The sequence below is a fragment of the Streptomyces sp. NPDC047061 genome (genome assembly GCF_040643955.1).
GTDB lineage: Bacteria > Actinomycetota > Actinomycetes > Streptomycetales > Streptomycetaceae > Streptomyces.
This window is the reverse complement of sequence record NZ_JBEYVI010000014.1, coordinates 154,844-181,209: the sequence shown is the minus strand read 5'-3', so window position 1 is coordinate 181,209 and position 26,366 is coordinate 154,844. Positions and strand designations below refer to the sequence as shown.

The window sequence follows — 26,366 nt, the reverse complement described above, 5'->3', positions numbered from 1 at the left end:
CGCAGACGGCAGATCGCGGCAGCTCCAGCGAAGCACCTAGCAGGCGGTAAGGGCCAGTTCAGGCACGCCGTGCGCGTCCTCCGCCCCGATGGCCGCCGTGAACGCCTCCGTGCGCACCGTCAGGTCGCCCTCGAACGACGGCGTGAAGTCACCGCCGGGCCCGTACCGCACGGCGAACACATGCAGCGACTCCGGTGCGCCCGGCGCCGGTTCGGCCTCGTACGCCGTGGAGGCGACCAGGTGGCGCCAGCCCTCGTCCGGGTTGCCGTAGCCGCGCGGGTCGGCGGCGAGGGCGAACGCGGCCTGTTCCTGGGTGAGTTCGGCGCGCGCGTCGAAGTGGTCGGCGCCCTGTGCCGAGGGGTGCGTGAGCAGCAGCGCGCCCGCCGAGGCGACCTCGCCCTCGGCGACCCTGCGCACCCGGTCGCCGTCGTCCGCGGCGTACGGCAGCCCGGCCAGCAGGTACGGCGTCCCGGCGAGCCGCTCCACGGCCACCGTCACCCACAGCCGGGTGCCGTCCGTGACGTACAGGGAACGCACGTGGCGCAGCACGTGGTCGCGGCCCACGACCGGCTTGCTGACCAGCTTGGCGGTCAGGCCGTCGGCGCTCATGTCCCGGACCCGGACCTCGCCCATCGGCCTGCAGTACAGGAAGCCGTCCAGGACCGGGCCGAAGCCGTGCTGGCGGTTCACCGCCGCCGACAGGTAGTAGGTGCCGGCGGCCTCGACCAGGGACGGGGTCATCCGGCTGTCGAAGGCCACCGAGACGGAGCCCGCGCGGAGTTGGTGGCGGGCCGGGGCGGTCGCCGGGTCGCGGTGCCAGGGGGTGGTGTCCTGGATCTGCCAGACCAGCATCCAGGCGAAGTGCCCGTCGACACCGCCGTCCGGCTTGACCGCGTGCCGGCCCCAGTTGGTGTCGCCCCGGTAGCGGCCAAGGTCGGAGCCGATCCGAGCGCCGAAGTAGCGCAGCCCGAGGACGGATTCGAAGCCGGAGTGCTGTTCGCTGTAGCGGGGGCCGCCGTTGTCGAAGCCGCCGCCCGGCAGGCGGGCGTCGAGGTAGCGGGCGAGTGCGTCGCCGTCCTCGGCGAACATCTCCGCGCCGCTGATCCGGTGGGCCTGGGCGAGGAAGGACAGGGAGATCGGGCCGTAGTTGTTGTCGTAGGCGCCGCCGTGCTCGGGCGGCAGCAGTGCGCCCCGGTCCGGGACCCGGTGGGCACGGATCTTGTCCGTGTACAGGGCCAGTGCCCGCTCGCGGACCGGCTCGGCCTCCTCGGGCGGGAGGTGCCGGGCCAGCATCAGCCCGCCGACCACGCACCCGATGGCCTGGTTGCCGGCCTCCTGCGGGTTGAAGAAGGTGGCCTCGGTCAGCCAGCGCCAGTAACCGCGGGCCACCTCGACCAGCTCGGCGCGCCGGCCGTCGTCGACCAGGCCGTCCGCGAGGTCGAGGATGTTCACGGCCTGGAGCAGCGCCCAGACCGTGCTGGGCCAGTCGCCGATCGGGTGGGCGCCCGCCGCCAGGACGTAACGGGCGTACGGCAGGCCTGAGTTGCGGACGGTGAGGTTCGGGTAGCCGGGGTTGTCCTCGGTGTAGACCCGTTCGCGCAGGTGGAAGGCGAGGCTGCGGGCCACCGCCTCCGGCAGCCGCGGGTCCTTGGACCGCTGCCAGGCGAGGGCCAGCAGGGAGGTGACGCCGAGCGAGGTGTCGCCGATGTCGTCGTCGGCGTCGGGGTGTTCGAGGTTGCCCTCGGGGGTGAGGCGGGCCAGGGCCTGGTCGACGACGTCGGCGAGGACCGCGTCGTACGCCTCGGGGGTGGACGGCAGGTCGTGCAGCGGGCCGAGCTGGCGCGGCAGGTGCATCGGAGGAGGTCAGCCCTTCATGCTGGAGGTGGCCCTGGCGGGGTTCGTAGGGGTCGGGCGACCGGCGCGGGACGGCGGGCGGCGCGCAGTTCGACGGTCAGGGTGTGCGGGCCGAGCCCGCCGAGGTAGACGCGGTTCCCGGTCGTCGCGTCGGTGCCGCCCACCACGGTGTGGTCCTGCCCCGGGTCGTACCGTAGTACGTCGCTCCGGTCCGGTCCGGCAAGCGGTTCGCCCGCCTCGACGTCGGCCTCGACCCGGATCTCGTCGGCACCGGCCCGGTAGGTCAGCGGCCCGGTCGTCAGGCACCAGCGTCCGTCGCCGATCGGTTCGGCGCCCTCCGGCGTGCCGCCCGGCCGGAAGGTCAGTTCGAGGGCCCAGGGCACGCGTGGTCCGCTGATGTCGATCCGCAGGTCGGCGCCGTCGTCGCGCAGCTGCACGTCGATGCGGGTGGTGTGGGAGACCTCGTCCCGGGGCCGGTCCGGGAAGGCCATCGCGGCCGAGAAGCGGCCCTCGTCCGTCACGCGGTAGGCGCCGTCGTCCTGGCGCAGGTCCGGTGGGAGCGGCTGGTAGTAGGCGGCCGTGAGGGTCTCGGTGAGCCGGTAGTGGTTCTCGGCGAGTTGTTGCAGGTCCGCGGCGCGGAACGGGCCCAGGTCGAAGAAACCCCGCGAGAGGCGGACCGCGTCGAGGACGGCGTCGCCGGCGAACAGCCGCAGGAAGGTCGGGTTGCAGGCCAGGCCCGAGCGGATACGCCGGTGCCGGGGGACGTCCGAGCCGCCGTAGAGGACGCTGTGCGCGGTGGCGGAGGCGTGTGAGGCGAGGCGCGCCGTGGTGATGTAGCGGGCGCGGGGCAGGGGTTCCGGCGCCGGTGCCGGGAGTACGCGGCACAGGTCGGGGGTGAGGAGGGTCTGGGCGAGCAGGTCGGGGTCGTCGATGCCGCCGGCGGCCGCCAGCCGGGCCGCGCGGCTGAGGTCGCCCCGGCCGGTGCGGATCGCGAGCAGCCGGTAGTGCGGCAGGTAGGGCGCCAGCGGGAACGGGTGGTGCTGGTCCTGCCGCCGGGAGTGGACGGTCTCCACCGTGCCGTCCGGCCTGATGAGGTCCAGGGTCGCGGTGAGGTTGCGTTCGACGGCGTCGCGCAGGTCGGTGCGGCCGAGGACGTCGGCCAGGAGCAGCAGCGACGGGTTGGACACGTGGGACGCGTAGACGGCGCTGCGCTCCGAGTACAGGCCTTCCGCGTCGATGTCGACGCCCTCGGCGAGCCACGCGTCGACGCGGTCGAGCAGCCTGCTGTCCGGGAACGACCGGTGCAGCCGGGCCAGCGCGGCGCACAGCTCCCAGCGGTGGTTCGGGGTGTGCACCCCGCCGGTCAGGAGAGCGCCGGAGGCGGCGCCGGCGATCTCGGCGAGCGCGGCCGTGACCTCGCGCAGTTCCGGTCCCGCGTCCGCGGCGAGGACGTGCGCGTCGCACACGTCGTTGACGGTGAACGCGGAGTCCGGCGGTGACTGCACGTTGTCGCCGCCGGCGAAGAGGCCCGTGGCGGTCTGCGAGGCCCGCAGGGCGCCGAGGTGGGTCGTCGCGGCGGCGACGGCCTGCCCGCTGCCGTGGAATGCCGAGTCCGGGGAACGGTAGGCCGCGACCAGAGTCTTCACCCGGCGGGCCAGGGTGCGGTGGGTCGCACCGGCGGGTTCCGCATCGGGGCCGGCCGCCAGCGGGGCGGCCAGCCGGTCGGCCGCCCCGGCCGCCGCACGGACGAACTCGTGGTCGAGCGGGGTGGGCAAGGTCAGTCCTTCAGTCCGGCATTGATGTCGGCGCTCATGACGTAGCGCTGGAAGACCAGGAAGATGATGATCAGCGGGATCATGGAGATGACCGATGCACCGAGCAGGACGGACCAGTTGATGTTCTGCGCGCCGACGATGCTCTGGATGCCGATCTGCACGGTGAACTTGTTGGGGTCGTTCAGCATCAGCAGCGGCCAGATGTAGTCGTTCCACCGCCACTGGAAGGACAGGATGGCGAGGGTCAGCATGATGGGCCGGGAGAGCGGCACCATGATCCGCAGGAAGATCGACAGTTCGCGGGCGCCGTCGATGCGGGCGGCCTCGACGAGCTCGTCGGGAACCGTCAGGAAGAACTGGCGGAACATGAAGCATCCGGTCGCGGTGAGCACGGCCGGGAGGATGATGCCGGCGAACGAGTTGTAGAGGCCGAGGTTGCGGACCACCAGGAACTCGGGGGCGAGCATGACCTCGCCCGGCAGCATCGTGGTGGCCAGGATGCAGATGAAGAACGCCTTGAGCCATCTGTTGTCGTACTTGGCCAGCGCGTACCCGGTGCAGCAGCTGACGCCCACCGTGAGGATCGTCGTGATCACGCACACGAGGGTCGTGTTGATGAAGTACTGGGAGAAGTTGGCGCTGCGCCACGCCTGGAAGTAACCCGACAGGGTGGGGTGGTGCGGAACCAGCGTCAGCGGATAGGAGAACAGGTCCCCGGCCGGTTTGAGAGAGCTGAGGATGAACCACAGCACCGGCAGCCCGTAGAGGCACGCCATGATCCACAGCAGAGTCGTCGCCGGCACCGCCCGGCGGAGCCCGCCGCTGCCGGTGCCGCGGGACCGCTTCTTGGCGGCGGCCCGTCCCGAATCGGAGTCGACCGAGCGGGGCATGTCTGTGGTTGTCATCGGTTCTCCACCCGTCGGTTGACGATCAGCTGGATGATCGCGACGGCCATCAGGATGAGCATGAGCACGAACGACGCGGCGCTCGCGTAGCCGATCTGGCCCCGTTGGAAGCCGGTCTGGTAGATGTACTGGACAAGCAGGTTGTTCGACGTTCCGGGTCCGCCGTTGTTGAGGGAGACGAACACCGGGTATTCCTTCATCGCGTTGATCGTGTTGAGCAGGATCACGATGAACGAGGTGGGCGCGATGCTCGGCAGCGTGATGCTGATGAACTGGCGCCAGGGGCCGGCGCCGTCGAGCGAGGCCGCCTCGTAGTACGACACCGGTACGTTCTTGATCGCCGCGATGAACAGCAGCATCGAGAAGCCCGTCCAGGCCCAGGATGCTGCGAACACCACCACCAGCAGCGACAGGTCCGCGTTCGACTGCCACGGAACGGCGGACCCGCCGAGCTTCTCGATGACGTAGTTGACCAGTCCGAAGTTCTCACCGAACAGCCACCGCCACAGGACACCCACGACGATGGGCGACAGCAGCCACGGGATGAAGAAGATGACACGGGCGACGGACGCGCCCTTGGCGTTCTTGCTCACCAGCAGGTTGGCGGCGAGCAGCGAGAGCGCGAAGTTCAGCGGAACGAAGAGGACCGCGTACAGCAGCGTCCGGGTCAGCGCGTCGTAGAAGGCGGAGTCCCCGAACAGGTTGTGGTAGTTGTCCAGTCCGATGAACTGGAACGCCCCCACACCGGTGTAGTTCGTGAAGGAGTAGACGAGCCCGATCACCGCCGGCCACGCGAAGAACAGCGCGAAGAGCACGACATTGGCCGCGATGAGGACGAGCGGCGCGAGGGTGTAGGTGCTGCGTCTCCTGGGCTGCCTCACGGACACGTCCGCGGCGCTTTTTGTCATCTTCCTGACTCCGTGCTGGTGGATGGATTGCTGTGGGCTCACACAGTGGGCCCGGCATCATGTGGGCGACCAGGGCCGGGCGGCGGTGTCTCGACCCCGCCGCCCGGGCCCTCTGGCCTACGATCAGCCGCCGACCTGCTGGTTGTAGCCGTCCACGATGTTCTGGAGGGCCTTGTCGACGGACTGCTGGCCGTTGATCGCCTTGCCCAGCTCCGTCTTGGTCGGGTCGGTGGTGAGGCTCTTGCCCTTCAGCACCCAGTCGGTCTGCGCGCCGTTGAAGTAGCCCGAGATCGGGGCGTAGAGCGGGATCTCCTCGTTGTAGAGGGTGAACGCCGCCTGCGCCGCCGAGGAGGTGAAGGGGTACTTCGGGTTCAGGCCGCTCTCGACGGGCAGGAACCCGGACGCCTCGCACAGCTCGCGGTACTGGTCGGGCTCGTAGACCCAGGACAGGAACTTCTTCGCGGCGGTGGACGCGGCGCTGTTGTTGTTGAAGCCCACCATCATGCCGCCGCTGTTGACGTCACTGGCCTGCACCGGCTGGGCCGGGGTCGGGACGCTCGCCCAGTCGAACTTCTTGATGCTGTCCGCGAAGGAGGCGACCTGCCAGACACCGGACCAGTAGGCGACCACGTCACCGCTCTGGAACATGGCGGACGGGTCGGCGCCGCTGGTCCACACCGACTTCGGCATGGTCTTGTCGTCGTTGAGTCCGACGAAGTACTTCACGGCCTTCTTGGTCGCGTCGTCCACCGAGAACTTGCCGGAGGAGTCCGCGTGGACGTACGTGCCGCCCATCTCGTACACCATGGCGCGGAGCCGGGACGGCGACTGGTCGAAGGTCAGGGAGTACTTGGCGCCGGTCTTCTCGCGGACCTTGTTCGCCGCCGCGATGAACTCGGTCCAGGTCCAGGTGTCCGAGGGCGAGGTCGGGACGGCGACGCCGGCCTTCTTGAACAGCGTCTTGTTGATGAACAGGCCGGACGCGGTGACGTCCGAGGGGATGGACAGCACCTTCCCGGACGAGTCCTTCGCGAGGAAGTTGGCGTTGATGTTGTAGCTCTTGTTGTTGGCGATGGAGCTGAGGTCGATCAGCTTGCTCGACCAGATCGGGTCGAGGGCCGGGACGTCGGCGACATCCGGCAGCGAGTTCGCCTGGGCGGCGTTGTGCAGCTTCGTCGGGTACCCGTCGTAGGGGATGTTGACGAGCTTGACGGCGACGCCGGTTTCCTTCTTGTACTGCGCGACCAGCTTCTTCCAGCCCGCGTCCTGCCCCGGAACCGTGGAGATCCAGAACGTCAGCGACTTGGAGGTCCCGCCGGAGCCGGATCCCGACCCGCAGGCGGAGAGCAGCAGGGCTCCTGCCGAGGCAACGGCAGCGAGGGGAATCAGGCGGCGCATACCGCCGCGGCCGAGTCGGCTGGAGCGCCGCACACCCACAGTGGTCATCTTCGATCCCATTTCGTCGTACGGACGGAGCACGGCGCCGGCTGAGGCGGCACTGGTGCATTTTGAAGGAAAGTCGCTTTCCGGGGGCGCGGCCTCGCCCGGCCGCATCGTCCACGCGGGGCGAGATCCCCGGCCGTCCTGGCCGTCACCGCACGGACACGCCCTGGTGCGGTTGCCGTACGTCGTGTACGGGCTGGGAGGCTCACCCCAAGCCGGCGTCCCGGCCGACTTAGAAAGCGCTTGTCCGGACATTGGCAGACCGATAAGGAAGCCGTCAATCCTTCGCCTGCACACCTTCGGTCACGGTTTGGACTCCCTTGGCCACCGCGAGCCGGGCGGCACCCACCACGGTACCGAGATCGCCGATCTGGCTGCTGACCACCTCGGTGGGCCAGCTCAGCCGCCCCAGCTCGGCCCGCACCCCGGACAGGAGCCGGGGATCCGCGCCGGTGCTGCCGCCGAGGACGATCAGCCCCGGATCCAGCACGGCGGCCACCGCGGCGGCCAGCCGGCCCACGTCGGCGGCGTGCCGGGCGACGAGGGAGCGGGCCGGTTCACGGCCCTCCGCGGCGAGCGCGAACAGCCGGTCGGCGCTACGGGGGCAGGGCCCGTCGGTGTCCCCCCAGGCCTCGGCGGCACGGCGCAGCAGGGCCTGCGAGCCGACGTAGGCCTCCAGGGCCTCCTGGCGGGGCTCCCGGTCGTCGTCCCAGGGGTAGGGCAGCCGGGCCAGCTCACCGGCCGCGCCGTTGGCGCCGCGCAGCACCTGGCCGCCGATGACGATGCCCAGACCGATACCGACGCCGATCCGCAGGTAGCCGAAGGTCCGGCGGCCCCGGGCGGCACCCTCGTGGAGCTCGGCGAGGGCGGCGCAGTTGACGTTGTTCTCCAGGTGGACCGGCACCCCCGGTGGCAGGGCGACGGAGACCGCGTCGAAGACGGGCCCCGCCTTGGCGGTCGCCGGGCGCATCCCGGTACCGGCCAGGTCGGGGGCGCTGACGTCACCGATGGCGACGACGATGGCCCGCAGCGGGGCGCCTGCGGGCAGCGCGGCCAGGGCCTCGCGGACCGCGTCGACGGCGCGCGGGCGGGGTGTGTCCGCCTCGGCGAGCAGGGCGCCGTCCAGGGCGCAGCCACGCACCCTGGTCCGGGCGGGGCCGAGGTCGACGGCGAGGACCGAGCCGGAGGCGGGCCCGAGGCCGTAGACGGCGGCGGAGCGGCCGGTGCCGCTGGAGGCGGTGCCGGAGTGGGTGGCGAGACCGGCCCCCTCCAGCTCCGCGACGGCGGCGGAGACCGTCGGCTTGGACAGGCGCGCGAGGCTCGCCAGCTGCGGCCGGGTGGCGCTGCCGGCCTGGGCCAGCACGGCGAAGACCGCGCCGGCGCTCTCGGTGAGCCGGGGGGCTTCAGCCACGACGTGTTCCACAGTTCCCCCAGGGGTCAGGGGCCGCGCTCCCCCGGGTGTCGCGGGATGCGGCGATGCGGTGCCCTTGTTGCCGCGCGGTTGTGGCCTCGACAGCGTCCCGTTGATCGAGTCCGCGGCAACTCTTGACGCACTGTACTTCGTTAGTTAACTTCCTAACGAAGTACACGGTACTCGCCTGCCGTGCTCCGCAAGAAGCCCGTCCCGGGGCTTCCCTACTTGCTCAACTCCTGTTCGTCCAGGCACGGTTCGCCCGCCGGCCCGGCCCTGAGCGCCCAGCTCTTCCGCGCTGCTCGCCCAGACGACGAAAGAGGATCCGTGCAGGACGCACCTTCTTCCCCGCTTGTGGTCGGCATCGACGTGGGCGGCACCAAGACCCAGCTCCGCGCCGTCACCGGCGCGGACCGGGTCGCCGACCACGTCCGCCCGAGCAGTGGCTGGCGGCCGCACGACGCGGCCGCCGCGGCCGACTGGCTGGCCGCGATCGTCCACGACGCCCTGCCGGCCGGCACCCGCCCGGCCGCCCTGGCCGTCGGCGGACACGCCTGTGAGACCCCCCGTCAGTGCGCCGGCATCGCCGCCGCACTGCGGGGGCTGCTCGGCGTTCCCGTCCGGGTGGTGGGCGACGCCGAGCTCCTCGTCCCCGCCGCCGGCCTGGACAAGGGCGTCGGCCTGGTGGCCGGCACCGGCTCGGTGGCCGTCGGCCGACAGCCCGACGGCAGCCCCGTGCAGGTGGGCGGCTGGGGCGCGGTCCTCGGTGACGAGGGCGGCGCCGCCGGACTGGTCCGGGAGGCCGCCCGCGCCGTCTGGGCCGCGCACGACCGCGGCGAGGCCCCCGACGCGCTCGCCACCGGACTCGTCGCCGCCTTCGAGGTGGCGGAGGTACCCGCGCTCGGCGCCGCCCTCGAGAGCGCCTCCGACGTCTCCGCCGAGTGGGGCCGGCACGCCCCGGTGGTCTTCGCCGCGGCCGACGCGGGCTCCCGGGTCGCCGCGGACGTGATAGCCGACGGCGGCCGCGCCCTGGCCGGCCTCGTGGCCCGGCTCGCCGCCCGCGGTCTCGCCGTGGACGACGTGGTGGTCGCGGGCGGCACGATCCTCTCCCAGCCGCGGCTGTACGACGCATTCGCCGCCGCGCTCGCCGAGGCGGTACCCGGAGCGCGGCCACAGCCGTTGCGGCTCCCTCCGGTCGAGGGAGCGGTGGCGCTGGCGCGTTCGGTCCTGTGAGAAACCCGTCCGCAGCCCGTCCGGTCCCGCGGCACTGGACCACGGGCCGTTCGAGGCTGCGAACACGCAGGTCCCGGGCGGTTCTTCCTGTGAACCACGGAGCTCCCGTTCAACTCCGGGTCACACGGCGGTCGTCGGGCGATGACCATCGGGACACGAACTCGCCCTAGAACTTCGCTCGTTCAATACTTTTCCCACGCGAACCCACACGCTCACGCGCATCCCGAGCATCGGCCGTCCGCGTGTACTCCCGCAGAACTCAAGAGAGGCACATCCATGCCGTCACCTGCCGGGCACCACTCCGCTTCTCCGGCCCGTGGACTCGCCGTCGGCCGACGGGGGTTCCTGAAGACCTCGCTCGGCGCGTCGGCGGGTGTGCTGGCGACCCCGACCTTCGTCGGCTGGCTCGCGGCCGCCGACGCCAAGGCCGCCACGGCCCTCGCGTTCGTCGACGACTACAAGACGAACATCAGCACCAACCTCACCGCCGACACCAACGCGGTGGTCCGCATCCTCGGCGGCTTCGCGCAGATCTGGAAGACCGGTTCCACCTGGAACACCGGCAGCGTGCTGCGCGCCGACATCCTGCGCGACAACATGCGCTACTGCGCCAAGATCACCAGAAAGCGGAGCGCCGCCGACGCGAAGAAGGCGTTCCTCTACGACCGCCAGCACCAGAGCTACGCCATGATCGCCGGCCTCGGCCCGCTCGCCGACCTCTACAAGGCCGGTTCCCTCGCGGTCACCTCGATCACCAGCGCCCCCGACGGCACGCCCGCCACCACGATCAGCGACGCCGTCCCGGCCGGCGCCCCGGCGGGCGCGGCGCTCGGCGCGGGCTCGCACGACTCGGCACTGGGCAAGGTGGCCACCCTGGTCGACACCCTGCGCGGCAACTACGCGTCCGGCAACCCGTCCAAGTACGCCTACCAGTACCCGCGTCCGTGGCGGATGAACGAGCACAGCGAGGTCGTCGACACCGGTACGACGGACGCCTACGGCTACCCGGTCTACGAGTCCGACGTGGTCGTCGCCCCGCAGCTGCTGCGCCAGCGCAGCACCTCCCCCACCGACGACGGCGGCTTCCCGTCCGGCCACACCAACGCCTTCCACCTGGCGGGGCTCGCCTACGCGTACGCGGTGCCGGAGCGCTTCCAGGAGCTGGTCGCCCGGGCCCTGGAGCTGAGCGACACCCGCATCATCGCGGGCATGCACAACACGGTCGACGTGATCGGCGGCCGCATCATGGCCACCGCCCTGGCCGCCGCCACCCTCGCGGACCCGGCCAACGCCGACCTCAAGGCGGCCGCCCGCGCCCAGGCCCTCGCCTACTTCGAGGCGCAGACCGGCTCCACCGCAGACACCCTGTACGCCTACGCCCACTCGGCCGGTACCGCCACCGACCCGTACGCCGACCGCGAGGCCAACGAGCGCGCGGCCACGCCCCGCCTGACGTACATCCTGGACCGGGAGGGCCGCGAACTGCCGTTCGACGTGCCCAAGGGCGCCGAGGTGCTGCTGGAGACCCGCCAGCCGTACCTCACCGCCGACCAGCGCCGCGAGGTGCTGCGCAGCACCGGCCTGCCCTCCGGGTACGTGCTGCTGGACGGCCCGGAGCAGTGGGGCCGCCTCAACCTGTTCGCCGCGGCGGACGGTTACGGCGCCTTCGACACGGACGTCACGGTCACCCTAGACGCGGCGGCCGGCGGCTTCGCGGCGGCCGACACCTGGCGCAACGACATCGACGGCCACGGCGCGCTCACCAAGAAGGGCACCGGCACGCTGACCCTGGCCGGCGACAACGGCTACCGGGGCGGCACCGTGCTGGCCGCCGGCACCCTGGTCGCCGCCTCCGAGGACGCGCTGGGCCGCGGTGACGTCCGGGTCTCGGCCGGCACCCTGCGGGTCGCCGGGAAGCTGTTCGTGCGCGGCACGTACACGCAGGACGCGGGCGCCCTGGAGGTCACCCTCGTCAAGGGCGGCAAGGCGCCGCTGGCGGTGAAGCACCTGGCCGTCCTGGGCAGGGGCAGCACGCTCGTGCTGAACCTCGGCACCGAGCACCCGCCGGCCGCGGGCAGCACCCTCCCGGTCGTCGACGCGCCGCGGCTGCGCGGCCAGTTCGACAAGGTGGAGCTGAACTCCGCCACGCTGCGGGCCGTACCCGTCTACACGGCAGACGGTCTGTCGGTACGACTCGTGAAGCGGTGACGCGCCCGGTGGCGGGAGCGATGCGACAGTAGAGCCCATGGCTGCTCGTGATCACTCCCGTCACCGCGGGCCCGGTGTCCCCGCGGGGCGGAAGATGGCAAGCGAACAGCAGTCGGTCCTCGAACCCGACGTCCCCGGTGTCCCCGACCTCCCCGCCGCCCCCGGGCCGCTCCCCCGGCGCACCGCCGCGGCCCGGCTGGCCGTCGCCCTGCGGGCCCGCCGCCGGTGGCTGGTGCCGGTCCTCGCGGTGCTGCTGCTCGCCCAGATGGCGGCGGCGATGGTGACCACCGCCGTCCAGCAGACACCCACCATCGACGAGCCGGTCTACGTGGCCACGGCCACCGACTACCTGCACGAGCACCGGCTGCGCTACAACACCGAGCACCCGCCGCTCGGGAAACTCCTCATCATGGCCGGCATCGCCGTCGCCGACCCGCACTACGACCCGTCGTACAAGGGCGACCAGGGGCAGGTGGGACAGCACCTGCTGTACGCGTCCGGCAACGACCCCTGGCGGGTGATGCTGTGGGCGCGGCTGCCGGTGATCGTGCTGACGCTGCTGTTCGGTCTGGTCGCGTTCGCCTTCGCCCGTGAGGTCCTCGGCACGGCCGCCGGGCTGCTGGCGCTCGCCCTGTACTGCTTCTCCCCCGACGTGATCGCGCACGGCTCGCTGGCCACCCTGGACGTGCCGTCGGCCGGGTTCGTGCTGACGGCGGCCTGGCTGGTGTGGCGGGCCCGGCGCCGTCCCAGGCTGTATCTGCCCCTGGCCGGAGCCGCGTTGGGGGCCTCGGTGGCGACGAAGATGAGCGCGCTGCCCGCGGTCCCGGTGCTCATGGCGCTGGCCGTGGTGTCGGTGTGGGGAGCACGCCCGGGCCGTGCGCTGCGCGTCCTCTCGGCCGCCGCCGTGGTGGCCGTGACCGCGGTCGCCGTCGTGTGGCTCTCCTATCTGGCGGTCGACCCCCGGCTGCGTCCGCTGTCCGCCGAGCCGGTGCCGGCGGTGCACGGACTGCGGGGCCTCCTGACCGACCTGATGCCCTTCCCCCAGGCCTACCGGGACGGCATGCGGATGCAGTTCGCCCTGGAGGACTACCCCTGGCAGGGCTATCTGTTCGGGCACCTCTACACCGGCTCCCGCTGGTACTACCTGCCGGCCGCCCTGCTGGTGAAGACCCCGCTCGGCATGCTGGCGCTGTGGGCGGCCGGTGCCGTCGCGCTGGTGGCGGTACGGCGGTTGCGGCGGGCCGCGCCGTACCTGCTGCTGCCGCCGGCCGTGCTGCTGGCCTCGGCGATGACCGGGTCGCGGGACTTCGGGACGCGGTACGCGGTCTTCATGCCGATGTTCCTCGCGGTGGGCGGAGCCGCGGTCCTGACGGTGCGTCGGCGGTGGGCGCGGCCGGTGGGCGGGGCGCTGGTGCTGTTCGTCGCGGTGAGCTCGCTGCACACGTTCCCGTTCTATCTGCCGTACGCCAACGAGGCGTTCGGGGGTCCGGCGAAGACGCACCGGTGGCTGCACGACTCCAACGTGGACTGGGGGCAGGATCTCGGCCGCCTCGCCGACCGGCTGCGGGAGCGCTACCCGGGCGAGCGGATCTGGCTGGTCTACAAGGGCAGTGGCGTCCCGGCGTACTACGGCATCCACGCCGCCGACCCCCGCAAGGTGGCGCCCGGGAAGGTGCACGGACTGCTGGTCGTCTCCGACTCGGCGGCCGCCAAGGCACGGGGCGCACTGGCCGAATTGATCGACACCAGCCGTCCGGTCGATGATGTCGGTCATTCGATCACCATCTATCGGCGGTGACCGTACGATCCACCCGATCCACCGGCGAGGACCACCGCATCCGTCGCCGGTGAGCACCGGAATCCCGGTGCTGTTTCCGCATCCTGAGCGTTCGGCGCCGGGACGGTCCGGCGTACCGCACAACCCCTGGTCACCACGGTCCGTGAGCTATGTTGAGTCCTCGTGGGAGACAAAGGAGGCGCTTCGGTGCCATCGCCGCAGCAGGCACGTGCACAGGCATCCGCGATCACCTCGGGCAAAACGGTGCCGGAGGCCGAGGCCGCGCCCACCTCCCAGCTCCGCGAACTCTTCGACGGCCCCCGGCTCTCGCCCGGCCAGCGCCGCATCGCCCAGTACCTGATCGACCACATCACCGAGGCCGCCTTCCTGTCGATCACCGACCTCGCCGAGCGGGTCGGGGTGAGCCAGCCGTCGGTGACCCGGTTCGCGGGCGCGGTCGGCTTCAGCGGTTACCCCGCACTGCGGGAGCGGCTCCAGTCGATCGCGCTGCGCACCCTGGCGGGCGGCACCGGGGCGGTCACGGAGCAGCGCAGCAACGAGCTGCAGGCGGCCGTCGACGCCGAGATCGAGAACCTGGAGAACCTGCGCCGTGACTTCGCCGACCCGGACCGGGTGATCTGGATCGGCCGCGAGCTGTCCCAGTCGTCCCCGCTGACCGTGCTCGGCCTGCGCATCTCCGTCTCCCTGGCCGAGTACTTCGCCTACGCCGCCCGCCGTATCCACCCCGACGTACGGGTGGTGACCCGGGGCGGCAGCGTGGCCTACGACGCGCTGCTGCAGTCGCGCGAGGCGGGCGGCACCTGGGTGCTGGCGTTCGGCATGCCGCGGCACGCGCAGGAGACGCTGACCGCGATCCGGGTGGCGCGCACCGCCGGGCTGCGGGTCGCGCTGGTGACCGACCAGGCGCTCGGCGCGCTGGCCGACGAGGCCGACGTCACCTTCAGCACCGGCATCGGGTCCCGCCTGGTCTTCGACACCTACGCGGCGCCCGGTCTGATGGCCGCCGCCCTGCTCCAGGCCATGACCGACGCCGATCCGGAGCGCACCCAGGCGCGCCTGGAGGAGTACGAGCAGGTCGCCGAGGAGCACCAGTTCTTCCTCAAGGACTGACCCGGGGAACCGGGCCTACCAGGGGTAACTCCTCCCTGTGACCTCTCTCCGCATGACCCCGTAGGGGGACCATTCACCACATTTCACGCATGAATGTTTTCATACGTCTTGCAAACCGGACGGCATATATAAATACTGCTCACGGATCACCCCCGGCCCACTCCGGGCACGTTCCGCACCCGAGGACGCACCGCTCGCACCCGCCCCGAGAAAGCCGACGGACCGCCCATGCGCACGCAGCACCAACCGCAGTGCCGGCGGCCGACGCCCGGGGCCTCGCACGGACATCCCCAGCCGCCGTCTCCTACCCGCGTCGGCGCCGGGGATGTTCGAACGGGCATCGCCTGCGCGATTCGCCCGCGGCGGCTCCGGCCATCCCCTAGGCCGGAGCCGCCCAGACCCCCGTCGAGCACCCTCACGACGCCGCACACCCGGAAGCGATGATCATGACTCTGACGACGACCGCGCGCATCAGCTCCGACTGGCCCTGCCAGGTCAAGGCACCGGGCAGCTACGACTGGGAACGCTCCGCCGCCAAGTGGCTGCGCGAACTCGTGCCGGCCCGCTACGCCAGCTACCCGGCACTGATCCGGCACCCCGTGCTCCTTGCCCGGCACGCGCAGATCCAGGTCCAGCAGGAGGTCCGGGTGGCGCGCACCGCGCTGCAGACGGCGCGTGCCGAACTGCCCCTGCTCGGCCTGCCGGAGTCGGTCATCGAGCACACGATCAAGCTGTACGCGGCAGAGGTCATGCAGCTCCAGCACATCGCCCGCAGCGTCCGCGTGGTCACCGAGGCGCTCGTCGGACACAGCACCGGCCGCTGACCGCTCCGGTCCGCCGCCCGCCCCGCCCGGCAGCACCCGGACCCCCGGCCGGCGGGCGGGGCCCCGCCCGCCGGTCGAAGCCACCGGTCAGCTGTCGGTGAGGCTGGTACGGGACTCCAGGGCGCTGCGGGTGTCGTCGCCGTAGACACCGCGTTCGTCGCCGCTGATGCCGTACCAGACCTGGAAGCGTTCCACGGCGGCGGTCAGGGCGGCGTCATAGGTGCCGGCGGTGGAGCCGTCGCGGTAGACGTCCGGGATGCGCAGCAGGCGCTGCTCCAGTTCGACGACCTCGGGGCCGGTGTCGCCCTGGCGGAGGGTGCCGGCGCCGTCGGGGTCGGTGGAGGTGTCGGAGGCCGGTGGGGTGGTGGCCGGTGCCGTGGTCGCGGAGGCGGACGGCTGGGCGGCCTCGGCGGTGCCCTCGCGGCCGGGCAGCAGCAGGGCGCAGCCGAAGCCGACCAGGGCGGCCGCTCCGACCGCCACCACCACGGCGGCCCGGCGCAGTCCCGGCCCGAACCCGAAGGCGCGGGACGGGTGGGCGTCAGGACCGTGCCCGTATCCGTGACCACGGCCGCCCGGCGCGGTGCGCGGGCCGTCGGTGACCGGCGGCAGTTCCTGGGTCTCGTCCTCCGTGCCGGAGCCGGACGCCGGGTCGAAGGCCTCGAAGTCCGCCGGGTCCCGGCTCTTCGGCGTCCTCGCCTTCGCGTCGGCCTCCGTCCCCTCGTGGAACTCGCGCATCAGCTCCGCGAGGGTGTCGAGCCTGCGGGGGCGCAGCACCCGGACCGGTTCCAGGACCGGTCCGCGGTGCGGCTGTTCAGGGTCGGGCGGTGTCGACACACTGCTCTCCTTCCACGCACCCGCGCGCACGGGTGTCCGCGATCCCCGAGGACACATACGGGAGGACCGGCCCGCCGGTTCAGCCCGGGAACGAGAGCGGCCCCGGGGACAACCGGCAGAGCACTCAGTCCCCCGTGCTCGTGCACTGAGTGCCAGACAGGCGGACGGAGTGCTACGTTCGCGTCCATGAGCTCCAGCAGCGTGGCACCGCCCGCCAAGCCGCCCATGCGGGACGCCCTGGTCGCGGCGGCCTTCCGGCTCTTCCTGGAGCGCGGTTACGAGCAGACGACCGTCGACGACATCGTTGCCCTCGCGGGGGTGGGGCGGCGCTCGTTCTTCCGCTACTTCCCCTCCAAGGAGGACGTGGTCTTCCCCGACCACGAGGGGTGCCTCGCCGACATGACCGCCTTCCTGGCGGCCGGCGACCCGCAGTGCGAGCCGGTGCGGCGGGTGTGCGACGCGGCGCGGCTGGTGTTGCGGATGTACGCCGAGAACCCCACGTTCTCCGTGCAGCGCTACCGGCTCACCAAGCAGGTGCCGGGGCTGCGCGCGTACGAGCTGTCGGTGGTGTGGCGCTACGAGCGGGCACTCGCCGCGTACCTGCGGGGCCGGTACGCGGGCCGCCCGGACGGGACGCTGCGGGCGGACGTCGTCGCGGCGGCCGTGGTCGCGGCGCACAACAACGCGCTCCGCTCCTGGCTGCGTTCGGACGGGCGGAGCGACGCGGACGAGACGGTCGACCACGCCCTCGGGTACGTGCAGGACGCGTTCGGTGCCGGGTCCGCCGAATCCGCCGCGCCCGCCGGTCCCGCCGACCCCATCCCGGGCGGGGCGCCGACGGCGCTGTTCGGCGGCCCGGTGGAACACCCGGACGACGTGGTCGTCCTCGTCTCGCGGCGCGGCGCCCCGCTGTGGCGGGTGGTGCAGGAGATCGAGACCGCGTTCGGCCGCGCCTGAGAAGTTCCGGCAACCCCATATTGGGGGTACGCAGTGCCTTTACGGCTGACACTGAGTGCCATACGCTGTCGGCGTGCACGGTGGCACCGCCGACCGGGCACGGGCGTGCCCGGCCGGGTCCGGACACGCGGGATTCCGGGCGAGCCCAGGGAGTTGACCAGCGTGTACCACCACTCGACGAGCGCCGCGCAGTCGGCGGTCGGATTCGCGACGGGCGTTCTCGACCCCGCGCCCGCGGACCTCGCCAAGGACGCCATCGTCTACCAGCGCTGCACCTGGTGCGGCACCGCGACGTACCACCGGCTGCTGTGCCCGGTGTGCCAGGGCAGCGAGCTGCGCACGGAGCGCAGCGAGGGCATCGGTACGGTCCGGCACTCGACGGTTGTGCACCGCAACACGCCCGCCGCGCGCAACGTGTCCCTGATCGAGATGGCCGAGGGGTTCGTGGTGCGGGGCCGGGTCATGGGCCCGCCGATCGGCATCCACAGCGGCGACCGGGTCAAGCTCTCCACCGCCAAGGACCCGGTGCGCGGCGAGCCGGTCTTCCAGCTGCTCGACGAGCCGTACCGCGCCTGGACCTGACGGCCGGGCCGGAAATCCGGTTGCCCGGCGACCCGTTGCCCGGGCGAGGATGTGCCCATGAGTGATCAGAGCGGCCGGCGGACGTACTACCGCTACGCCGTGCACTGCCACCACGCCGCGGTCGTTCCGCGCGGCGTCGACTAGCGCGGCGGAGCCGGGGACAGCCGTGGCGGTGATCGTGGTGGGGGCCGGGATCCTCGGCGCGTCGGTGGCGTACCACCTGGCGTGCCGGGACGTACCGGTGGCGCTGGTCGAGCGGGGTCCCGGTCCGGCCGCGGGCGTCACCCGGGACTCCTTCGCATGGATCGGAGGCACGTCCGGCGGGGACTGGCCCGGCGGTGCCGAGGATCTGCGCCCTGCGGTCCTGGCGGACTGGCGGCGGCTGGAGCGGGAGGTGCCGGGCGTCGCGGTCCGCCGGACCGGCTCGCTCACCTGGCCGGTGCCGGACGGCTCCGAGGAGGGCCGGCTCTCCGAGGGACGACATCTGGTCGGCCGCGCGGCGATCCGGGCGCTGGAGCCCTACTTCCGGACACCCCCCGACGCGGCCGTGCACACCCCGTCCGACGCGGGCGTGGACCCCGTCGCGGTCACGGCGGCGCTGGTCGGGGCGGCCCGGGCACGAGGCGCCCTGGTCGAGTACGAGGCGGCGGGCGCGGTACTGCGGACGGCGAGCGGGCGCGTCACGGGGGTCGACACCACCGCCGGATTCCGTCCCGCCTCCGCCGTCGTCCTGGCCGCCGGAACGGGCGTCGTGGAACTGGCCGCGCCCCTCGGAATCGCCCTGCCCGTCACCGGCTCCCCGGCCCGGCTGCTCCGGCTGGCCGCGCCGCCGGGGCTGGTGCGGTCCGTCGTGGCCGGACCGGACTTCGAAGTACGCGAAGTGAGCGCGGGACGGCTGCTGCTCACCCATACCAAGGCGGACGACGAAACGGCCGTCGCCGGCCTCCGCGAGGCGTTCGAGGGCGAGTTCCGGGTGCTCGGGTCCCGGGTGGGCGTCCGCCCAATGCCCGAGGCCGGCCCGCTGATCGGCCCGCTCACCGCGGACGGCTCCGCCTACCTGGCCGTCACCCACTCCGCGGTCACCCTCGCCCCCACCGTCGGCCGCCTGGTCGCGGCAGAACTCGCCACCGGACAGGCCGCCCCCGAACTCGACAGGGTCCGTTTCCCGCGCACTTGACCTTTCACGCACGCCTCACAGGCAATCAGGCCCCACAGGCAACCCACAGACTCGGCTCCCCGTCCTCCGGAGGGCGAGGGGCTCCCCGGGACGGCCGGGACGGCCCGTGCTCGCCTTCCGAGGAGGAGGAACATTGGTCCGTACCCGGCGCATATGGGTCATCGCGACAGCGGTGCTCGCGCTCGCGGGAGGAGTGTCCGGCACCACCGCACAGGCTCAACAGGCCCCGGCCGCGGCTGTGTCCGCCGCCACGTCCGCTGCCATGTCCGGCGGAGAGCTGCCGCCCGGCTGGCACATCGACCAGGGGCGGTCGGCACCCCAGCTGGTCTGGCGGTCCGGCAGACGGGTGCCGATGGGGGACGCGCGGGTCGAATTCAGGTCGGCCGGGCGGCTGTTGGGGGTGCCGAAGCCGGAGCGGGACGGGCACACCTTCCGGCTCGGTCTGGCCGGGGCGCGGGCGGGAGCGTTGACGGACCTTCAAGTCTGGTCCGGCGGACACCGGTTGGACAGCCGCCCGGGCGCATCCGCGCCCTCGGCGGCGGTCCGGCCCCCGGCGCCGCTGCCCGCCAATCCGGTGGACCCGGGCAGGCCCGGCCCGTACCGCACCAAGACGGGCTCGTACCAGCTCGAGTCGGTGCGCCTGCCCGGGTTCTCCGTCCCGGTCGAGATGCAGGCCGTGGTGGTCGCGCCCACCGGGATCTCCGAGGCCCGCCCGCTCGCGCTGTTCCTGCACGGCCGCCACGCCACCTGCTACGCCCCGCACGGCGGCTCCGACGACGCCTCCGGCGCCTGGCCGTGCCCGGCCGGCACGCTCCCCGTCCCGAGCCACCGCGGTTACCTGCGTGACCAGCAACTGCTGGCCTCCCAGGGCTATGTGACGGTGTCGATCTCGGCGAACGGGATCAACGGCCAGGACTGGCAGGCCGAGGACGGCGGCGCGCAGGCCCGCTCGTCCCTGATCCGGCTGCACCTCGCGCACTGGGCCGACTGGGCGCACGACCCGCGCCACGCGCCCCCGATCGTGCGCGAGTCACCCCGCGCGGACCTCTCCCGCGTGCTGCTGATCGGCCACTCGCGGGGCGGCGAGGGCGTCAACCGCGCCGCGCTGGACAGCCTGTACCCGCCGCCGGCCGCCCAGGACGGCTATCACGGCAGGGTGCGCTGGCACATCAGCGGGACCGTGCTGATCGGCCCGACCATCTTCGGCCAGAACCCGGTGCCGGACGTCCCGTCGCTCACGATCCTGCCGGGCTGCGACGGCGACGTCTCCGACCTGCAGGGCGAGATCTACGTCGACGGCACCCGCGCGGTCAGCAGCGGCAGGGCCCTGCACAGCGCCGTGTACGTGATCGGCGCCGACCACAACTTCTTCAACACCGAGTGGACGCCGGGGCAGGCGCAGGCCCCCGCGGAGGACGACTTCTACGACGACCCGGACCACCCGGACCCGGTCTGCTCCCCGCGGGCCGCGACCCGGCTGACCGCCGACCAGCAGCACCGGGCCGGCTCGACGTACATCGCGGCGGCGGCCCGGCTGTTCGTCGCGGGGGACGACAAGGTCCGTCCGCTGCTGGACGGTTCGGGGCGGCGGGCGCCGTCGGCGGACCCGGCGCGGGTGCTCGCTCACGCGGTCGGCGCGGACCGCGGTGCCGGGTTCCTGCCGGACGGCCAGGTGACGGTGACCGGCGGCCGGCTGTGCTCGGCGGTCGATCCCGACCCGGCGGTGGCCTGCCTGGGCGAGGGCACCACGGGTGTCTCGCCGCACTTCGCGCAGTGGGAGACGGGACGGGAGACCGGCCGGCACGCGGTCGCGCTGCACTGGACGTCCGCCGGATCCCCGACCCGCGTCCGGGTGGCGCGCCCGGTCCCGCTCTCCGGCGCCGAGGCGCTCGCGCTGCGGGTCTTCGTCCCGCCGAACTCCCGGGGCACCCGGCTCGACGTGTCCGTCACCGACAGCCGCGGCCGGCGGGCGACGCTCGGCCGGGTCCGGGTCGACGGGCTGCCCGGCAGCGACCGCACCGCGTCCTACTGGGCGCGCGAACTGCGCGTACCCCTCACCGCGGCCCGCCGGGCCGGGCTCGACCTGCGGTCCGTCACCTCCCTTGAGCTGACACCGCGTTCGGGGTCCGGACGGGCCTGGCTGATGGACGCCTGGGGCTGGCGGCCGGGCACCCCGGCGGTCCGCGCGGCCGTGCTGCCGCGTGTCGACGTCGGGAGGCTCACCGTCGACGAGGGCGACTCGGGCGTACGCACGTACCACGTCCCGGTGCAGGTGTCGGGGCGGGGCACCGGCCGGGTCCGGGTGTACGTCGTCGACCCGGCGACCGGCACCGCGACGGACCGCCTGGTCACCGTGCGGCCGGGCGGCCACGACGTCGACGTGCCGGTCGAGGTGCGGGGCAACACCCGCTACGGCACGGACGTGCCGTACGACGTGCTGGTCAAGGCCGTCCACGGGGCCGTGGTCGGCTCCTACCGGGGCGGGGTCACCGTGCACGACGACGATCCGGCGCCCACGGTCACGGTGACGCCGCTCGCGGACCGGGTGACCGAGGGCGCGGCCCTGAAGTGGCGGATCTCGCTGTCCGCGGTCGCGGACACGGACATCGGCGCGCTCTTCGTCCCCGTCCCGGTCGGCAGCGGCGGCACGGAGCTGTCCACCAAGGACGTCGACCCGGCCTGGCTGGCCGACGCCTCCGGCGCGGAACCGGACCCGGAACGGCCGCTGTCCCAGGTGGACGGCCTGTATCTGTGGCTGGACGTACCCGCGGGGCAGACCGGCATCGACGTGGCTCTGCCCACCGTGCGGGACCAGGTCCGGGAGCCGGCCGAGTCGGTGACCTTCCGGCAGACGGCCGATGACGGCAATCCGCTGCCCGGCGGCCTGACGCTCACCGGAACGGTGCTGGACGCCTCGTAGCGGTCCGCGCGCCCTGGGGAGACCGTGGTCTCCCCAGGGCGCGGCCGTCTCAGGCGGTCAGCGTCACCCGGATGCCGACGGTGCCGTCGAGGCCGCGGCGCAGCCTGCTGCCGAGGAGGGTGAGCCGGCCGGTGATGCCGTACTTGCGGGCGACGAGGCCGCGGTAGCGGGCCGTGGTGGCCGCGTCGACGATCTCCGCGGTGGCCGGGACCGGGTCGCCGGTCGGGTTGCCGCGCAGGTCGCAGGGGCCGACCTTGACGTCGGCGCGGCGGCGGATGCGCTTGACCTTGAAGCTGTCGGCGGTCGTCCAGACACCGAGCGTGTCCCCGTCCCGCACCACCCACACCGGGGTGGGAACGGGGGTACCGTCCTTGCGGTAGCTGGTGACCAGCAGATACTTCCCGGCGCCGAGCCGGTCGAGGGTCGTGCCGACGGTGTCGTCCATGCCCGGAGTCTAAGCGCAACCGCGCCCCCGAAGGCGCGCGGGGAACTGCGCGACCAGCCACGACGGCTCTGCAGACGAACGACGGCGCATCGCGGCAGCGCTCAGGCGGCCGCACTCCGGCCGAGCAGGTCGAGGTACTTCCGGGCGAAAAGGTACGCATCGCCCGGCCAGCGCGCCGAGACATAGTTGCCGTCCTCGACGACGAAGGCAGGGCTGTCATCGCTCGCGGTGCCGCGCCGGGTGAGTTCGCGGGGGCCGCGCTCGAACCGGCCGGCCGGATCGGCGAGGGCGGCGCGCACCTCGTCCTCCACGTAGGCGGGATAGGTCCGGTAGTAGCGGCCCAGCCGCCAGGCGGTGGTGAAGTAGGCCGTGCGTTCCATGTACTTGGGCAGACAGGTGGTACGGCGGCCGGACAGGACGCTGTGCCCGGTGGCCGGGTCGAGGGTGCGGGCGAGGACCAGAACGCCGTGGCAGATCGCGCCGACCGGGCGCCCCAGTGCCCAGAACGTCCGCACCTGCTCACGGAGTTCGGGCGAGCCGAGGTACTGGCGCATGCCGGGCGCGTGTCCGCCGGGCAGCACCAGCCCGTCGAAGCCGGTGACGTCGAGGTCGGCCCAGGCCACGGTGGCGGTGAACTCCGGTGCGGCGGTGAGCTGTTCGTAGAACCGCCTGGGTTCGTCCGCGGCGCCGAGCTGCCCGAACAGGACGCCGGTGAGCAGCCGGGGGTCGGCCGCGGGCCGGGTGCCGGCGCGTTCGGTGGCGAACACGACCTGGTGGCCGGCCCGGGTCAGCTCCCGCCAGGGCACGGCCACCTCGGTCACGTCGAAGTCCCGGTCGGGAAGCGGTATCAGCACGCGCATACGGCCATGATGTCAGCCGGGCGGTCGCGCCTCACGCGAGCGCCGCGGCCATCCGCCGTACCGCCTCCGTGATCACCTCGGGCAAGGTGGCGAGGTTGAGCCGTACGTGCCCGGCGCCACCGGTCCCGAAGGGGATGCCGGAGTTCACGGCGACCCGGCCGCGTTCCAGGAAGACCTCGGCCGGGTCGTCGCCGAGGCCGAGGGCGCGGCAGTCCAGCCAGGCGAGGTAGGTGGCCTCGGCGGGCAGGTACCGGATGCCGGGCAGGTGGCGGTCGAGGAGCCCGGCGAGCAGGCGCCGGTTCTCGTCGAGGCCCGCGAGCAGGGCGTCCAGCCAGGCGGTGCCGTCGGTCAGCGCGGCGGTGTGGGCGATGACGCCGACATGGCTCGGGCCGTGGCTGACCTCCTCCGGCAGCCGGGCGAGGTCGGCGGCGGCGCCGGGTCCGGCGAGGGCGAGCGCGGCCTTGAGGCCGGCGAGGTTCCAGGCCTTGGACGCGGACATCAGCGAGAGTCCGCGGTCCGCCCCCGGGACGCTCAGGTAGGGGACGAAGTCGACGCCCGGGGCGGTGAGCGGGGCGTGGATCTCGTCGGCGACGACCCGGACGCCGTACCGCTCGGCGAGGACGGTGACGGCGGTGAGCTCGGCAACGGTGTGGACGGTGCCGGTCGGGTTGTGCGGGCTGCACAGCAGATAGCCGGCCCGGCCGCCGCCGAGCCCGCGGAACACCGTCTCCAGCACGTCGGGGTCGATACGTCCGTCGGCGCCGAGCGGGGCCTCCACCACCCGCCGGTCCATGTTCCCGACGAACTGGTAGAACGGCGGGTACACCGGCGAGTTGACGACCACCGGGTCACCGGGCCCGGTGACCAGCCGGAGCATCTCGACGACGCCGAGCATCACGTCGGGGACGATCGCGGTGCGGGCCACGTCGAGCCCGTCCCAGCCCCAGCGTTTCGCGGCGAACGCGGCGAGCGCCTCGGCGTAGGCGGTGCCGGCCGGGTAGCCGGTGTCGCCGAGTTCCAGGGCCGCCGTGACCGCGCGCACGACCGGTGCGGCGAGCGGCACGTCCATCTCGGCCACCCAGACCGGGAGGACGTCCTCGGGGTAGGTGCGCCATTTCATGCTGGTACGACATCGCAGCCGGTCGAGGGTGAGGGCGCGCAGCGGGTTCGGTTCGCCCGGATTCTCCTGCGGGATGCTGGTCATGGGCTCAAGATAGGCGGCCGGGGCGGGCCCGGGAACGAGGCGTGCGGCCACGCCGTACTGCCACGGGATCGTAAAGATCACCAACGCTGTGAACACCCTGCGCGCCGCCCACGTATGGAGAGCAGGGCGCTCGACGACCGGAGGGCCCCGCGGTGCAGGCACCGCGCGTTCGGGGTTCGGGAGCCATGGATGAGGCACGCACGACGACGGGTCGTCCGGCGGGGGACACAGCTGGCGGCGGTCGGCGGACTCCTTCTGGGAGGTGCGATGGTCACCACGGCCATGGCGAGCGAGACTCCCGGCACGACCGCCGTGCCGTTCAGCTCCGGTTCCGCGACCGAGGCCGGCAACACCGGTGCCGCGCTGGTGGCCAAGCTCGGCACGGCCCGTACGGCGGGCAGCTGGATCGGTGCCGACGGCAAGCCGGTGGTCGCGGTCACCGACGCGCAGGCCGCGGCGATGGTGAAGCAGGCGGGCGCCGAGCCCAAGATGGTGTCGCACAGCATGAACGAGCTGAAGGCGGCGACCGCCACGCTCAAGGCGGCGCCGCGGGTGACCGGCACCGCCTGGGTGGTGGACTACAAGACCAACCGGGTGATGGTGGAGGCCGACAGCACGGTCTCGGCCTCCGACTGGTCGGACCTGAGCCGGGTCGCCGCGGGCATCGGCAGTTTCGTGCAGATGCAGCGCTCCGAGGGGAAGTTCACCACCCGGCTGAACGGGGCGCAGCCGATCCTGTCCACGGGCGGCCGCTGTTCGGCGGGGTTCAACGTCACCAACGGGACGACCGACTTCATCCTCACCGCCGGTCACTGCGGTCCGGCCAACACCATCTGGTTCGACGAGGGCCAGGGCAACGACCAGCAGGTGGGCACCACGATCGACACCCAGTTCCCGGGCAGCGACTTCTCGCTGATCCAGTACGCGAACGGGAAGGCCGGTGACAACGCGGACGTGGTCGCGATCGGCAACGGCCAGGGCGTGCGCATCACGGGGGCGGCCGATCCGACGGTCGGGCAGAAGGTGTTCCGCAGCGGGTCCACCAGCGGGCTCCACGACGGCACGGTGACCGCGCTCAACGCGACCGTCAACTACCCCGAGGGCACGGTCACCGGGCTCATCCAGACCAACGTGTGCGCCGAACCGGGTGACAGCGGTGGTCCGTTGTTCTCCAACGGCATCGCGCTCGGGGTGACCTCGGGCGGCAGCGGTGACTGCACCACGGGCGGGGTGACGTTCTTCCAGCCGGTGACGCGGGCGATGGCGGCGCTGAACGTGCAGCTGATCGTGACGAAGCAGGCCGCCGGGGGCCAGGGCGCCTCGCCGGCGCCGTCCGCTTCGGCCAACCACAGCGCCATCGCGCCGAGCGCGGCCTCGCCGGGCTCGACGGCGCCGGTGACCGGGGACGACACCAGCCTGGTCGCACGGCTCACGGACACCCGGAACGTCGGTCCGGGGCTGCTGGTGATCGGGGGCAGTCTGGTCGCGCTGGTCGCGACCCGCTACATCCGCGCGGAGCAGGACCGCAAGGCGTACCAGCGCTACTACTCGGCGACTTGGGGCTGACAGGGGCAGGGGGCGGAGGTCAGGGGCCTCGGCGAGGTCCTACGAGAAGGGGCACCCGTCCCGACGGGTGCCCGGGACGGGCGGTCAGGCCGCCTGGTCCGGCTGCTACGGGGTCGCTGCCGCCCATTCGAGGACGAGCCGCTGGTACTCCTCGCGCTGCTCGGTGCTCAGTGTCCCGCCCGACCGGAGCCACAGGGCCCGGATCTCCTCGTTGACCTCGTCGGCCGATCGCTCGGTGACGGCTTCAACAGTGGTGGACATGGCGTGAAGCATATGCCGGTCGGCGTGAAGGCGCCGTGAGTAAGTACGACCGATACGGGCATATCGGACCGTGTTACTCATCACGTCAATG

Annotated in this window: 21 protein-coding genes; 10 read left to right on the top strand and 11 right to left on the bottom strand. The window is 72.7% G+C overall.

What is annotated here, in order from left to right:
- Window positions 1–36: 36 nt before the first annotated feature.
- The 6 genes from ABZ887_RS21910 to ABZ887_RS21885 form a co-directional block, all read right to left on the bottom strand.
- The gene (locus ABZ887_RS21910) at window positions 37–1,854 is read right to left on the bottom strand and encodes a hypothetical protein (protein ID WP_361291879.1); all 1,818 of its coding nucleotides are present in this window, start codon (window positions 1,852–1,854) and stop codon (window positions 37–39) included.
- 17 nt (window positions 1,855–1,871) lie between these two features.
- Complete coding sequence (locus ABZ887_RS21905) at window positions 1,872–3,629, bottom strand: hypothetical protein (RefSeq protein WP_361291877.1); 1,758 nt, start codon at window positions 3,627–3,629, stop codon at window positions 1,872–1,874.
- A 2-nt stretch (window positions 3,630–3,631) separates the two neighbouring features.
- A complete protein-coding gene (locus ABZ887_RS21900) occupies window positions 3,632–4,534 on the bottom strand; it encodes a carbohydrate ABC transporter permease (protein WP_361291875.1) in 903 nt (300 codons plus the stop codon).
- Window positions 4,531–5,442 carry a sugar ABC transporter permease gene (locus tag ABZ887_RS21895; protein ID WP_361291873.1) on the bottom strand — a complete coding sequence of 304 codons (912 nt, stop codon included), beginning with the start codon at window positions 5,440–5,442 and terminating at the stop codon, window positions 4,531–4,533. Before ABZ887_RS21895 ends, ABZ887_RS21900 begins: the two co-directional genes overlap by 4 nt.
- Before the next feature lie 123 nt (window positions 5,443–5,565).
- Entirely contained in the window at window positions 5,566–6,888 is a 1,323-nt protein-coding gene (locus ABZ887_RS21890; protein WP_361291871.1) for a sugar ABC transporter substrate-binding protein, read from the bottom strand.
- Window positions 6,889–7,162: 274 nt separating this feature from the next.
- Complete coding sequence (locus ABZ887_RS21885; protein WP_361291869.1) at window positions 7,163–8,296, bottom strand: ROK family transcriptional regulator; 1,134 nt, start codon at window positions 8,294–8,296, stop codon at window positions 7,163–7,165.
- Window positions 8,297–8,623: 327 nt separating this feature from the next.
- On the opposite strand from ABZ887_RS21885, the gene ABZ887_RS21880 reads away from it, so the two are divergent.
- From ABZ887_RS21880 to ABZ887_RS21860, 5 genes are all read left to right on the top strand, one after another.
- The gene (locus tag ABZ887_RS21880; protein ID WP_361291867.1) at window positions 8,624–9,529 is read left to right on the top strand and encodes a BadF/BadG/BcrA/BcrD ATPase family protein; all 906 of its coding nucleotides are present in this window, start codon (window positions 8,624–8,626) and stop codon (window positions 9,527–9,529) included.
- Window positions 9,530–9,805: 276 nt separating this feature from the next.
- On the top strand, window positions 9,806–11,737 hold the full coding sequence (locus ABZ887_RS21875; protein ID WP_361291865.1) for a phosphatase PAP2 family protein: 1,932 nt from the start codon (window positions 9,806–9,808) through the stop codon (window positions 11,735–11,737).
- Window positions 11,738–11,831: 94 nt separating this feature from the next.
- A complete protein-coding gene (locus tag ABZ887_RS21870) occupies window positions 11,832–13,535 on the top strand; it encodes a phospholipid carrier-dependent glycosyltransferase (protein WP_361291863.1) in 1,704 nt (567 codons plus the stop codon).
- Window positions 13,536–13,721: 186 nt separating this feature from the next.
- Window positions 13,722–14,645, top strand: coding sequence for a MurR/RpiR family transcriptional regulator (locus tag ABZ887_RS21865; protein ID WP_361291861.1), 924 nt, complete (start codon window positions 13,722–13,724; stop codon window positions 14,643–14,645).
- A 440-nt stretch (window positions 14,646–15,085) separates the two neighbouring features.
- Window positions 15,086–15,469: a hypothetical protein gene (locus ABZ887_RS21860; protein WP_361291859.1), complete on the top strand. Its 384-nt coding sequence runs from the start codon at window positions 15,086–15,088 to the stop codon at window positions 15,467–15,469.
- A gap of 87 nt (window positions 15,470–15,556) precedes the next feature.
- Here ABZ887_RS21860 and ABZ887_RS21855 read toward each other — a convergent pair whose 3' ends face one another.
- Entirely contained in the window at window positions 15,557–16,303 is a 747-nt protein-coding gene (locus ABZ887_RS21855; RefSeq protein ID WP_361291857.1) for a peptidoglycan-binding protein, read from the bottom strand.
- A gap of 186 nt (window positions 16,304–16,489) precedes the next feature.
- Between ABZ887_RS21855 and ABZ887_RS21850 the strand changes: the two genes are divergently transcribed.
- From ABZ887_RS21850 to ABZ887_RS21835, 4 genes are all read left to right on the top strand, one after another.
- Window positions 16,490–17,260 carry a TetR family transcriptional regulator gene (locus tag ABZ887_RS21850; RefSeq protein WP_361291855.1) on the top strand — a complete coding sequence of 257 codons (771 nt, stop codon included), beginning with the start codon at window positions 16,490–16,492 and terminating at the stop codon, window positions 17,258–17,260.
- Between the two features lie 162 nt (window positions 17,261–17,422).
- Window positions 17,423–17,842 carry a zinc ribbon domain-containing protein gene (locus ABZ887_RS21845; RefSeq protein WP_361291953.1) on the top strand — a complete coding sequence of 140 codons (420 nt, stop codon included), beginning with the start codon at window positions 17,423–17,425 and terminating at the stop codon, window positions 17,840–17,842.
- 166 nt (window positions 17,843–18,008) lie between these two features.
- Window positions 18,009–19,019, top strand: a complete 1,011-nt coding sequence (locus ABZ887_RS21840) for an FAD-dependent oxidoreductase (protein ID WP_361291853.1) — start codon at window positions 18,009–18,011, stop codon at window positions 19,017–19,019.
- A gap of 133 nt (window positions 19,020–19,152) precedes the next feature.
- Window positions 19,153–21,939: a hypothetical protein gene (locus ABZ887_RS21835; RefSeq protein WP_361291851.1), complete on the top strand. Its 2,787-nt coding sequence runs from the start codon at window positions 19,153–19,155 to the stop codon at window positions 21,937–21,939.
- 49 nt (window positions 21,940–21,988) lie between these two features.
- Here ABZ887_RS21835 and ABZ887_RS21830 read toward each other — a convergent pair whose 3' ends face one another.
- From ABZ887_RS21830 to ABZ887_RS21820, 3 genes are all read right to left on the bottom strand, one after another.
- Window positions 21,989–22,384 (bottom strand): PPOX class F420-dependent oxidoreductase, encoded by a 396-nt coding sequence (locus tag ABZ887_RS21830; protein ID WP_361291849.1) that lies wholly within the window; start codon window positions 22,382–22,384, stop codon window positions 21,989–21,991.
- A gap of 101 nt (window positions 22,385–22,485) precedes the next feature.
- Window positions 22,486–23,244: a type 1 glutamine amidotransferase domain-containing protein gene (locus tag ABZ887_RS21825; protein ID WP_361291847.1), complete on the bottom strand. Its 759-nt coding sequence runs from the start codon at window positions 23,242–23,244 to the stop codon at window positions 22,486–22,488.
- A gap of 31 nt (window positions 23,245–23,275) precedes the next feature.
- Window positions 23,276–24,448, bottom strand: a complete 1,173-nt coding sequence (locus ABZ887_RS21820) for an aminotransferase class I/II-fold pyridoxal phosphate-dependent enzyme (RefSeq protein WP_361291845.1) — start codon at window positions 24,446–24,448, stop codon at window positions 23,276–23,278.
- Window positions 24,449–24,637: 189 nt separating this feature from the next.
- Between ABZ887_RS21820 and ABZ887_RS21815 the strand changes: the two genes are divergently transcribed.
- Window positions 24,638–26,014, top strand: coding sequence for a S1 family peptidase (locus tag ABZ887_RS21815; RefSeq protein WP_361291843.1), 1,377 nt, complete (start codon window positions 24,638–24,640; stop codon window positions 26,012–26,014).
- Window positions 26,015–26,119: 105 nt separating this feature from the next.
- On the opposite strand, the gene ABZ887_RS21810 is transcribed toward ABZ887_RS21815, so the two are convergent.
- A complete protein-coding gene (locus ABZ887_RS21810; protein WP_167450010.1) occupies window positions 26,120–26,275 on the bottom strand; it encodes a hypothetical protein in 156 nt (51 codons plus the stop codon).
- Window positions 26,276–26,366 lie beyond the last annotated feature (91 nt).